The following is an 11,756-nucleotide window of genomic DNA, read 5'->3' on the forward strand; positions in this document are numbered from 1 at the left end:
CCACCGCACCCCGCGGAGCGCCCCGCGCCCCGGCACAATGGCGATCATGAGCTCGCCCCTGACCTTCCAGCCGGTCCTCGACCGCATCGCCGCCGAGATCGGGCAGACCCCCGACCGCGGCCACCCCGCCGACTACATCCCGGCGCTCGCGGCCTGCGACCCGCACCGGTTCGGCATGGCCGTCGCGGAGCTGGACGGCACGGTGTACGGCGTCGGCGACTGGCGGCAGCCTTTCTCGACGCAGTCCCTCACCAAGGTCTTCACCCTCGCGCTGGACCTGGCCCGCGAGGCCGACGAGCTCTGGGAACACGTCGGCCGCGAGCCGTCCGGCAACCCCTTCAACTCCCTCGTCCAGCTGGAGTACGAGAACGGAATCCCCCGCAACCCCTTCATCAACGCCGGCGCCCTCGTCGTCACCGACCGCCTCCACTCCCAGACCGGCGACGCGGCGGGCACCCTCCTCGACTTCCTGCGCGCGGAGAGCGGCAACGACGGCCTCGCCATCAACGAGGACGTCGCCGCCTCCGAGTCCGCCCACGGCGACCGCAACGCCGCCCTCGGCCACTTCATGGCGTCGTACGGGAACATCTGCAACCCGGTCCCGGTGCTCCTCGACGAGTACTTCCGCCAGTGCTCCGTCGAGGCCTCCTGCGCCGACCTCGCCCTGGCCACCGGCTTCCTCGCCCGCCACGGCATCCGGGCCGACGGCACCCGCCTCCTGACGATGAGCCAGGCCAAGCAGGTCAACGCGGTCATGCTCACCTGCGGCACGTACGACGCGGCCGGAGAGTTCGCCTACCGGGTGGGCCTGCCCGGCAAGAGCGGCGTGGGCGGCGGTGTCATCGCCGTCGTCCCCGGCCGCTGCACGCTCTGCGTATGGAGCCCCGGCCTGGACGAGCACGGCAACTCGGTGGCCGGAGTCACGGCCCTGGACCGCTTCACCACCATCACGGGCCTGTCGGTGTTCTGAGCACCCACGTAGCACCGCCTTGGCACGCTGACCGAGTGTCGGCCAAGGGTTTCACCGTCGATCTGCGTCGCTGTCAGCTGCTCGGGCCAGCCGGCTCGGTCGTCCTTGCTCAGCCCCGGGTGGACCGCCCGTCGTGGAAGCGGAGGACCAGCGCCACGGCACCCGCGCCGAGACCGGCGGCCCCTGTGAGCGCACCCGCCACCATCATCCAGTCACCGGAGTCCTCGGAGCCGCCGGAGCTGTCGGAGCGGGCGGCGGCCGGGCCCGCGGGCGGCGTCGCCGGACCGGAGCTCGACGTCTCCGGACCGGGGGTCGACGTCGCGGACTTCGGGCCGGGCGCGGGCCGGGACACGGGACGCGGCAGGAGCGACCCGACCGGATCGACCCGGCCCGCGGCCTCGAAACCCCAGTCGAGCAACGAGCGCGCCTCCTCGTACACGGCGAACGCGGCGCCCTCCTGCGGGTCCATCACCGTGACCACGTAGGTGTGCCCGTCCCGGCGCGCGGCGGCGACGAGCGTGTTGCCGGCCTGGGAGGTGTAACCGTTCTTGATGCCGACGAGCCCTGGATAGGGCGCGACCCCGTCCGCGCCGGTCAGCAGCCGGTTGGTGTTCTGGATCTCGTACGCCCCGCCGGCGCCGGGGAATTCCGCGTGGGCGGTGGCGCAGTAGCGGGCGAAGTCCGTGTTGCGCAGTCCCGCGCGCCCGAAGACGGCCAGGTCGTACGCGGACGACACCTGCCCGGGCATGTCGTAGCCGTCGGGCGAGACGACCCGGGTGTCAAGGGCGCCCAGCGACTGAGCCTTGGCCTGCATCTGGGCGGCCGTGCCGCGCCAGCCGCCGTTCATCTCGGCGAGGACGCGCACGGCGTCGTTGCCGGAGTTGAGGAAGACGCCCCGCCACAGGTCGGACGCCCGGTAGGTACGCCCCGCGCTCACTCCGACCAGGCTGCTGCCGGGGCCGATGCCCGCAAGGTCCGCCTCGGTGACGGTGTGCCGGACCGCCGGTGGCAGCGTCGGGAGCACGGTCACGGCGAAGAGGGTCTTCAACGTGCTGGCCGGCGGCAGTCCGACGTGCGCGTTGTGTGCCGCCAGCACCTCGCCCGTGTCGGCGTCGGCCACCAGCCACGACCGCGCGGAGATGTCCCGTGGCACTCCGGGCGCCCCTGCCCGGAGCCGGGCCTGGGTCCCGGGCCGGTCCAGTGTCGAAGGGGGCGGGTTGGCGGTGCTCGGAGTGGGCCGGGTGTGCGCACCGCCCGTCCCGACACGGGAGCCGGTGGAGGCCGTGGCCGCTCCGCCGAGGACCGCGGCCGGTACCGGCGCGAGGGCGAGCGCCCCGACGGCGCAGAGGGCGGAACAGGAGACGGCAGTGCGGGCAGAGAATCCGATAGTCATACCGCAAACGTAGGAACGCCCAGGTCGCACGGCATGCTGCCCCCGCCGAACGGGGCTGTCGAACACCCGGATGCCGCAGCGACCGCTCGCCGACCGGCCTGAGGACGAGATCAAACGACGCGGGGCCGGGAAGGCGGGCCGGGAACGCGGGGCCGGGAACGGCCCGAAGGCGGATGCCTGAGCGGAGCCCGGCAGGCAGGATCTCGGGATCTACTGGCTCCCCGGCACGGTCTGCTGGACCTGCCTGAGGAACGTCGCGTTGTCCGGGGTCTGCCGCATCCGGTCCAGCAGGGTTTCCAGACCTGCCTGGCCGTCACCACGGGAGTGCAGTGCGCGCCGCAGACCGCGCAGGGCCGTCAACTCGCTTGCGGGAACGAGGAGTTCCTCGCGGCGCGTGCCGGACGGGGTGATGTCGACGGCGGGGAAGACGCGGCGGGAAGCGAGGGCGCGGTCCAGGCGGAGCTCCATGTTGCCGGTGCCCTTGAGCTCCTCGAAGTAGAAGTCGTCGGCGCGCGAGCCGGTCTCCACCAGAGCCGTGGCGAGGATGGTGAGCGAACCGCCCTCCTCGGCGAGCCGCGCGGCGCCGAAGAGCCGCTTGGGCCCGTGGAGCGACGCGGCGTCGACACCGCCGCTGAGGGTGCGACCACCCGCGGCGGCCGCGTTGTTGTGCGCCCTGCACAGCCGGGTGAGCGAGTCGAGGAGGATCACGACGTCCTGGCCCGCCTCGACGAGCCGCTTGGCGCGCTCTATGGCCAGCTCGGCGAGTGCGATGTGCTGCTTGGGGCTCTGGTCGAAGGTGGACGCGAGCACCTCACCGCGTACGGAACGGCGCATGTCGGTCACTTCCTCGGGACGTTCGTCGAGGAGCACCACCATCAGATGGGCTTCGGGGTGGTTGCCGGCGATGGCGGCGGCCAACTGCTGGAGCAGCACGGTCTTGCCGGTCTTGGGCGGGGCTACGATCAGGCCGCGCTGGCCCTTGCCGATCGGCGCGACCAGGTCGACGAGGCGGGTGGTCAGACCGCCCGCGGGGTGTTCGAGCCGCAGCCGCTCGCGCGGGTGCAGCGGGGTCAGGTCACGGAAGTGCGGGCGGCCGCGTGCCTCCTCGGCGGGGCGGCCGTTGATCCGCTCGATCTCGGTGAGGGCGCGCTGCCGGCCGCGTACGCCGTCGACGCGGTCGCCCTTGCGCAGGCCGTACCGGCGGATCAGCGCGGTGGAGACCTGAAGGTCGCCCGCGCCGGGGAGCAGTCCCTCGGCGCGCAGGTGGCCCTGTCCGTTCGAGGTGATGTCGAGTACGCCGGTGGCCTGCTCCTGTGTGACGGGAGTGGGCGGGCGTTCGAGTGTGGTGGTCATGATGGGTGTCCTTTCGCGGACGGGTGGTTCGCGTTCATGGGGTCATGGGATGGAATTGAGTGGGGGAGAGGCCGGAGCAGGGGCGGTGTTGTCGCGCCCCGCACGGCGGGAAAGCGTCACCTCTCGCGCCGTTGCCCGCCGGGGGCGGGCCAACGGCCGTACCGCTCATGCACGACGCACGACGCACGCTGTACGACGTACGCGGAGACGTAGAACGTCCCGGGGATGTACGTGACCTACATGCCGTACGGAGATGAGGTGGTGCGCAGAAGCTGTTGTGCCGGTCGGAATCGACGGGCTGATCAGCTGAATGAGAGGAACTCGGCACCGGCGCCTGGAAGCAGGCGTACACAAGTGCTGATGGCACTGTAGCACTGTCCCGGCCTGCGGTGGCCGATCGGCCGGATCCCGTGGCGTTGACAGCGGTGGTGCCTCGCGCCACGGTGGTCGGCATGTCCGATGCCGGGATCGTCGAACGCGTACGGGAACTACGGCCGTTGATCCGGGAGAACGCGGTGCGCGCCGAGCGTGCACGGCGCGTGCCGGACGAGGTCGTCGCCGCACTGACCGGCACGGGTGTGCATCGGATGAACGTGCCCCGGCGGTACGGCGGTTACCAGACGCCGCTGCACACCCAGATCGACGCCTTCACGGAGATCGCCGTCGAGTGCGCCTCCACGGCGTGGGTGACCCTGGGGCAGGCGGGGGTCTCGTACATCGCGGCTCTCTTTCCCGACGAGGCACAGGACGACTTCTTCACCGGACCGAGTGGCCCGGACGTCAGGATCGGCGGCACGCTGGTCCCCGGCGCCACGGTGGTGCCCTGCGACGGGGGCTATCGGGTGGACGGCGCCTCGGGTTTCGCCACGGGCTGTCACCACGCCGACTGGCACCTGCTGACGGCGGCGGTCGCCCCGGCCGACGGGCGGCCGCAGGAAGGGCCGCCGGAGATGCTCTGGGTCGCGGTGCCGATGTCCGAGCTGGAGATCCTGGACGACTGGGACGTCACAGGTCTCGCCGGTACCGGTAGCAACACGGTGGTGGCCCGGAACATTCCCGTCCCCGCACACCGGGTGCTGCCGGTCGGACCGATGCTCGCCGGGTGGACCCCGTCGAAGGCCAACGCGGACGACCCCTTCTACCGCATGCCGGTGCTCCTCCTGTTCTGCGCCTGGGCGGCGTCGGCGGCGCTGGGCCTGGGGCGGGCGGCGATGACGGAGTTCACCGGGCGCATCCACTGGCGCGGCATCACGTACACCTTCCACGAGCGGCAGAACGAGGCCACCGTCACCCATCTCCAGGCCGCCGAGGCGCAGATGAGGATCTCCGCGGCCGAACTGGTGGCCGCCCGGCTGATCGCCGAGATCGAGACCAAGGCCCGCGACGGCAGCGCGTACACCCCGCGGGAGCGGGCCAGGATCCGCGCCGAGAGCGGCTATCTCACCCGGCTCTGCAAGGAGGCAGTCGACCTGCTCGCCTCGGCCGCCGGCGCGTCCTCCCTCCGGCGGGATGTACCCATGCAGCGCATCGCCCGCGACATCCAGGCCCTGTGCCTGCACTCCTTCGTCAACCCCGCCACCAACCTGGAGATCTACGGCCGCGTACTCTCCGGCGTCGATCCCGGCACCCCCTTCCTGTGACAGCTTCCTGCGACGGCTTCCTGTGACAGCCCTCACGCGTCGGAGCGGTCCTGGGGGAGCAGGCCCTAAGCTGAGCCGCGATGTTCACCCCGCAAGGTCCCACGTTCCGCGAACTCGCCGTGCAGGCGTTGTCGTCCGTCGAGCACGGCTACGACCTGCTCGCGCCGAAGTTCGACCACACCCCGTTCCGTACGCCGGACCCGTTCCTCCGGTCCGTCGCGCGGGCCCTTGAGGGCATCGGTCCTTTCGAGAGCGGGCTCGACCTGTGCTGCGGCACCGGCGCGGGCATGGACGTGCTGGGGGCGGTGTGCCGCGAGCGCGTCACCGGCATCGACATCAGCGCGGGCATGCTCGACGTGGCGAGGCGGCGCGAGAGGTCCGGCGGGCCGCCCGCCACCTGGGTGCGCGGTGACGTCCGCGCCCTGCCGTTCGGCCCGGCCTTCGACCTGGCGGTGAGCTTCGGGGCGTTCGGCCACTTCCTGCCCCGTGAGCTGCCGGGTCTTTTCACGCAGGTCCACTCGGTGCTCCGGCCCGGCGGGCGGTTCGCGTTCCCGATCGTGGCTCCGGCCCGCCCCGGCTCGCTCGCCTACTGGGCCCTGCTCGGCTTCGACGCGGCGATGCGGGTGCGGAACGCGGTGTGGCGTCCTCCGTTCGTCATGTACTACCGGGAGTTCCGGCTCGGCGACGTCCGGCGGGAACTGGCCCGCGCCGGCTTCACGGTCGACCTGCACGTGCTGCCCGAGTTCGGCAGCCGGGACGACGGCAGCCCGCGCTGCCGGATGGTGGTCGCCACAAGGCCGGGACCAGCGGTTTAGCCCACTGACGGCCGAGATTTCGGCACCAGTGCGGCGCATCCGTGTATGAGATCCGTCAAGAGCGTGCGAAGCGGCGTCAGGGAGCCGTCAACGAACGCCGCGGGTGGTTCCCGCGGATGTTTCCTGAAGAGGTCAACGCGATCGACCTGGGCCCGGCGCAGTGCGTCGGGGCCCCGGCGCCGCATCCGCACCTCATCCAGGAGCTCACGATGGCCGATGTGGCCTTCGTCGTCACCACGATCGCTCTCTTCGCGCTGGTGGCCCTCGTCGCCAAGGGGGTGACGAAGCTGTGACCGCCGAGAACGTAGTCGGCCTGATCGTGGCCGTCGCCCTGCTGGGCTATCTCGTCCTCGCCCTTGTGTTCCCCGAGAGGTTCTGAGCGCAGACATGAGCCCCGTACTCGCCGGCGTGTCGCAACTGCTGGCTCTCGTGGCGGCGCTGGCGCTCGCCCACCGCCCCCTTGGCGACTACATGGCCAGGGTCTACTCCTCCGACAAGCATCTGCGCGTCGAGAAGTGGATCTACAAGGGCATCGGCGCCGACCCGGACACCGGGATGCGCCGGTCCGCGTACCTGCGCGGTGTCCTCGCCTTCTCGGCCGCCAGTGTCCTGTTCCTGTACCTGCTGCAGCGCCTCCAGGGTGTGCTGCCCGGTTCGATGGGCTTCTCATCGATCGACCCGGACCAGGCGTTCAACACCGCCGTCTCCTTCGTCACGAACACCAACTGGCAGTCGTACTACGGCGAACAGGCCATGGGCCACGTCGTGCAGACCGCCGGCCTCGCCGTGCAGAACTTCGTCTCCGCGGCCGTCGGCATCGCGGTCGCCGTCGCTCTCGTACGAGGCTTCGCGTCCTCCGGATCCCGGACTGCTGCGAGCGGAGGCACCCCCGTCCGCGCCGGTGAGCTCGGCAACTTCTGGGCGGATCTGGTACGCGGTGTCGTCCGCATCCTGGTACCGCTGTCCGTGGTCGCCGCGGTCGTGCTGGTCGCCTGCGGAGTGATCCAGAACTTCTCCGGCATCCACGAGGTCGGCCAGTTCACGGGCGGCTCGCAGCAGTGGAACGGCGGCGCGGTCGCCTCCCAGGAGGCCATCAAGGAGCTGGGCACCAACGGCGGCGGCTACTTCAACGCCAACAGCGCCCACCCCTTCGAGAACCCCACCCCGTTCTCGAACCTCTTCGAGATCTTCCTGCTCCTGGTCGTCCCGTTCTCGCTGACCCGCACCTTCGGCCGCATGGTCGGCAGCCTCCGGCAGGGGTACGCGATCCTCGCCACCATGGCCACCATCTGGCTCGGCTTCGTCGCCCTGATGATGTGGACCGAGTTCGCCCACCACGGTCCGGCCTTCGATCTCGCGGGCGGCGCCCTGGAGGGCAAGGAGACCCGCTTCGGCGTCGGCGCCTCGTCGATCTTCGCGGTGTCCACGACCCTGACCTCGACCGGCGCGGTGGACTCCTTCCACTCCTCGTTCACCGGACTCGGCGGCGGCATCACCATGCTGGGCATGCAGCTCGGCGAGATCGCGCCCGGCGGCACCGGCTCCGGTCTCTACGGCATGCTGATCATGGCGGTCATCGCGGTGTTCATCGCCGGTCTGATGGTCGGCCGGACACCCGAGTACCTGGGCAAGAAGATCGGCACCCGCGAGATCAAGTTCGCGGCCTGCTACCTCCTCATCACCCCCGCCCTGGTGCTCGTCCTGACCGCCGCGGCCATGGCCCTGCCGACCCCGGGCGACTCGATGACCAACAGCGGGGCGCACGGCTTCTCCGAGATCCTGTACGCCTACACGTCGGCGGCCAACAACAACGGCTCGGCGTTCGCCGGTCTGAACGCCGACACCCAGTGGTTCAACAGCACCCTGGGCGTGGCGATGCTGCTCGGCCGGTTCCTGCCGATGGTGTTCGTCCTCGCGCTGGCCGGCTCGCTCGCCGAGCAGCGGCCCGTGCCGGTGACCGCGGGCACCCTGCGTACGGAGAAGCCGCTGTTCACCGGGTTGCTGGTGGGCGCGATCCTCATCATCACCGGCCTGACGTACTTCCCGGCGCTCGCGCTGGGCCCGCTCGCCGAGGGGCTGGCGTCATGACGACTCGTACAGGGAAGCAAGAGGGCTCCATGTCCACAGTCACTCCGTCCCGGGCGCCGCACAGCGACGTACCGGCCGGCCCCAGGACCGACGAGAAGCGGGTCGGCGGAGGTTTCTTCGACCCGAAGCTGCTGCTCACGTCGTTGCCGGACGCCTTCCGCAAGCTCGACCCGCGGGTGATGGTCAAGTCTCCCGTGATGTTCGTGGTGCTGGTCGGCTCGGTCCTCACGACGGTCTTCTCGTTCAAGGACCCGGGCGACTGGTTCGGCTGGACGATCAGCGCCTGGCTCTGGCTGACCGTCGTCTTCGCCAACCTGGCGGAGGCGGTGGCGGAGGGCCGCGGCAAGGCGCAGGCGGACACGCTTCGCAGGGCCAAGGCGGACACCATGGCCAGGCGCCTCGACGGGGCCACGGAGGAACCCGTCCCCGGCACCGCCCTGCGCGTCGGCGACCTGGTCGTCTGCGAGGCCGGCGACACCGTCCCCGGCGACGGTGACGTCGTCGAGGGCGTGGCGTCCGTGGACGAGTCGGCGATCACGGGGGAGTCGGCCCCGGTCATCCGCGAGTCCGGCGGCGACCGGTCCGCGGTCACCGGCGGTACGAAGGTGCTGTCCGACCGCATCGTCGTCAAGATCACCACCAAGCCGGGCGAGACCTTCATCGACCGCATGATCAACCTGGTCGAGGGCGCCGCCCGCCAGAAGACGCCCAACGAGATCGCGCTGAACATCCTGCTGGCCTCGCTGACGATCGTCTTCCTGCTCGCGGTGGCCACGCTGCCGCCGTTCGCGGACTACGCGGGCACGCACCTCAGCATGGTCGTGCTGGTGGCCCTGCTGGTCTGTCTGATCCCGACGACGATCGGCGCGCTGCTCTCCGCGATCGGCATCGCCGGCATGGACCGCCTGGTGCAGCGCAACGTCCTGGCGATGTCCGGCAGGGCGGTCGAGGCCGCCGGTGACGTGTCGACGCTGCTGCTCGACAAGACCGGCACCATCACGCTCGGCAACCGTCGGGCGGCCGAGTTCGTGCCGGTCGGCGGCGCCTCCGAGGCCGAACTGGCCGACGCCGCCCAGCTGTCCTCGCTGGCCGACGAGACACCCGAGGGCCGCTCCGTCGTCGTCCTGGCGAAGGAGCGGTACGGGCTGCGCGAGCGCCACCGTGGCGAACTCGCGAACGCCGAGTGGATCACCTTCACCGCCCAGACCCGTATGTCGGGCGTGGACGTCGAAGGGCGCAAGGTCCGCAAGGGGGCGGCCGGCTCGGTCGTCGCCTGGGTGAAGGAACGGGGCGGCACGGTCGCCGAGGACGCGGCCACCCGGGCCGACCGGATCTCGGAGGCGGGCGGCACCCCGCTGCTCGTCGCCGTCGAGGACACCGAAGGCGCCCGGGTGCTGGGTGTCGTCCACCTCAAGGACGTCGTCAAGGACGGGATGCGCGAGCGGTTCGACGAACTGCGCCGCATGGGCATCAGGACCGTCATGATCACCGGCGACAACCCGCTCACGGCCAAGGCGATCGCCGAGGAGGCGGGCGTCGACGACTTCCTCGCGGAGGCCACCCCCGAGGACAAGATGGCGCTCATCAGGACCGAACAGGCGGGCGGCAAACTCGTCGCGATGACGGGCGACGGTACGAACGACGCGCCGGCGCTGGCTCAGGCGGACGTGGGCGTGGCCATGAACACGGGCACCTCGGCCGCCAAGGAGGCCGGGAACATGGTGGACCTGGACTCCGACCCGACCAAGCTCATCGAGATCGTCGAGATCGGCAAGCAACTCCTCATCACCCGGGGCGCGTTGACGACGTTCTCGATCGCCAACGACGTCGCCAAGTACTTCGCGATCATCCCCGCGCTGTTCGCGGCGGTCCACCCGGGCCTCGACAAGCTCAACATCATGCAGTTGTCGTCGCCGGACTCGGCGATCCTCTCCGCGGTCGTCTTCAACGCGCTGGTCATCATCGCGCTGGTGCCGCTCGCCCTGCGCGGGGTGCGGTACCGGCCGGTGAGCGCGGACCGGCTGCTGCGGCGCAACCTCGGTGTCTACGGGCTCGGCGGGCTGATCGCGCCCTTCATCGGCATCAAGATCATCGACTTGATCGTCTCCCTCGTCCCCGGGCTGTAACGTCCTGAAAGCGTGCTGATCGTCATGAACAACTCGGTCGCGAACACCGCCCGGTTGCTGGCAGCGGGGCTGCGTGCGCTGCTCGTCCTCACCGTGGTCTGCGGGGTGATCTACCCGCTGGCGGTGACGGGCGTCGCCCAGGCCTTCTTCCACACGAAGGCGAACGGATCGGAGGTCACGTCGGGCGGCAGGGTCGTCGGCTCGTCCCTCATCGGCCAACAGGGGCCCGGGCTCGACTACTTCCAGCCGAGGCCGGCCAACGGCCTGGGTGAGAACTCCGTCAACACCCAGTACAGGCTGATCCTCTCGGGCGCCACGAACCGCTCCGGCGACAACGCCGAACTGATCAAGTGGGTGAAGGAGGCCAAGGCCGCGGTCGTCAAGGACAACTCGACGGCCGACTACAAGGTCAGGCCCTCCCAGGTCCCCGCCGACGCGGTGACGTCCTCCGGATCGGGCCTGGACCCGCACATCTCCCCGGCGTACGCCGACCTCCAGGTGCACCGGGTCGCCGAGCGGAACGGTCTGCCCGTGGCCCGGGTCCAGAAGCTCGTGGACGAGCACACCGACGGCCGCACGCTCGGCTTCATCGGCGAACCCCGGGTGAACGTCCTCGAACTCAACATCGCGCTCAGGGGCATGGCCACGGGCTGAGACCGGCGCGCGCGACCGCGGTGCTCCTGCCAGTGCCTGTCACGGCACTACGCGAAGATGCCCGCGGTCGCGACCCGCACGCGCCTGCGGGCGGTCTCCTTGTCGTCACCGAACCGGTCGACACCCCATGACAGCGCCGTGATCAGCTCGAACACCTCGTCGACCGTGACGGCGTCGAGGGCGTCCCCCGAGGACTTCGCCTCGTCGAGGAGGACACCGGTCCGCATGAGCAGGGGGTTGCGCACGGCGTTCATGGACGATGCCGGGTCGCCATGCGCGGTCGTGAGGCAGTACGGCAGGTCGTGCCAGATGCGCAGTTGCCAGGTCAGCTGGACCAGCCATTCCGCGAGGGCCTCACGCGGACGCAGGGTGCGGGCCAGTTCGTCCGCCTCGGCCAGCGCGAGGGCGATGTTGGACTCCATGACCGCGGCCAGCAGATCGTGCCGGGTCGGGAAGTTCCGGTAGAGAGTCGCGTTTCCCACTCCCGCACGCAGGGCGATGCCGTCGAGCGAGGCGAGTACGCCCTCTTCCTCGAAGGTCTCGCGCGCCGCGAGAAGGATCGCGTCGCGGTTCCGCTGGGCGTCGGCGCGCAGCGGTCGTGACCCTTTCACGTTCACGGCAGCACCTTGAGCTGCAGCCATGACCATCCTTCCTTGACTAACCGGGGAGTGTCCCCACATACTCATTTCGGGGAGAGTCCCCACTTAGTCGGGAGTA

The 11,756-nt window shown here is 70.6% G+C and carries 11 protein-coding genes; 8 read left to right on the forward strand and 3 right to left on the reverse strand.

Going from position 1 to position 11,756, the window contains the following annotated elements; genetic code table 11:
• The first annotated feature begins 37 nt into the window (after positions 1-37).
• Entirely contained in the window at positions 38-970 is a 933-nt protein-coding gene (locus AOK01_RS28260; RefSeq protein WP_055516605.1) for a glutaminase, read from the forward strand.
• 109 nt (positions 971-1,079) lie between these two features.
• Here AOK01_RS28260 and AOK01_RS28265 read toward each other — a convergent pair whose 3' ends face one another.
• Positions 1,080-2,363 (reverse strand): D-alanyl-D-alanine carboxypeptidase family protein, encoded by a 1,284-nt coding sequence (locus tag AOK01_RS28265; protein ID WP_055516607.1) that lies wholly within the window; start codon positions 2,361-2,363, stop codon positions 1,080-1,082.
• 210 nt (positions 2,364-2,573) lie between these two features.
• Positions 2,574-3,716: a transcription termination factor Rho gene (rho, locus tag AOK01_RS28270; protein ID WP_055516608.1), complete on the reverse strand. Its 1,143-nt coding sequence runs from the start codon at positions 3,714-3,716 to the stop codon at positions 2,574-2,576.
• A gap of 452 nt (positions 3,717-4,168) precedes the next feature.
• On the opposite strand from rho, the gene AOK01_RS28275 reads away from it, so the two are divergent.
• The 7 genes from AOK01_RS28275 (at position 4,169) to AOK01_RS28300 (ending at position 11,039) form a co-directional block, all read left to right on the forward strand.
• A complete protein-coding gene (locus AOK01_RS28275) occupies positions 4,169-5,356 on the forward strand; it encodes a flavin-dependent monooxygenase (protein WP_055516611.1) in 1,188 nt (395 codons plus the stop codon).
• An 80-nt stretch (positions 5,357-5,436) separates the two neighbouring features.
• Positions 5,437-6,171: a class I SAM-dependent methyltransferase gene (locus AOK01_RS28280; protein ID WP_055516612.1), complete on the forward strand. Its 735-nt coding sequence runs from the start codon at positions 5,437-5,439 to the stop codon at positions 6,169-6,171.
• 116 nt (positions 6,172-6,287) lie between these two features.
• Positions 6,288-6,464: a hypothetical protein gene (locus AOK01_RS43740; protein ID WP_157871512.1), complete on the forward strand. Its 177-nt coding sequence runs from the start codon at positions 6,288-6,290 to the stop codon at positions 6,462-6,464.
• A complete protein-coding gene (kdpF, locus tag AOK01_RS28285) occupies positions 6,461-6,550 on the forward strand; it encodes a K(+)-transporting ATPase subunit F (RefSeq protein WP_037896654.1) in 90 nt (29 codons plus the stop codon). The genes AOK01_RS43740 and kdpF overlap by 4 nt, the downstream gene beginning before the upstream one ends.
• An 8-nt stretch (positions 6,551-6,558) precedes the next feature.
• Entirely contained in the window at positions 6,559-8,259 is a 1,701-nt protein-coding gene (kdpA, locus tag AOK01_RS28290) for a potassium-transporting ATPase subunit KdpA (RefSeq protein ID WP_055516614.1), read from the forward strand.
• A 29-nt stretch (positions 8,260-8,288) separates the two neighbouring features.
• Positions 8,289-10,385, forward strand: a complete 2,097-nt coding sequence (gene kdpB, locus AOK01_RS28295) for a potassium-transporting ATPase subunit KdpB (protein ID WP_055516615.1) — start codon at positions 8,289-8,291, stop codon at positions 10,383-10,385.
• A gap of 24 nt (positions 10,386-10,409) precedes the next feature.
• Entirely contained in the window at positions 10,410-11,039 is a 630-nt protein-coding gene (locus AOK01_RS28300; protein WP_055516664.1) for a potassium-transporting ATPase subunit C, read from the forward strand.
• Positions 11,040-11,086: 47 nt separating this feature from the next.
• On the opposite strand, the gene AOK01_RS28305 is transcribed toward AOK01_RS28300, so the two are convergent.
• Entirely contained in the window at positions 11,087-11,680 is a 594-nt protein-coding gene (locus tag AOK01_RS28305) for a TetR/AcrR family transcriptional regulator (RefSeq protein WP_055516666.1), read from the reverse strand.
• Positions 11,681-11,756 lie beyond the last annotated feature (76 nt).

The sequence above is a fragment of the Streptomyces aurantiacus genome, from assembly GCF_001418335.1.
Taxonomy (GTDB): Bacteria; Actinomycetota; Actinomycetes; order Streptomycetales; family Streptomycetaceae; genus Streptomyces; species Streptomyces aurantiacus.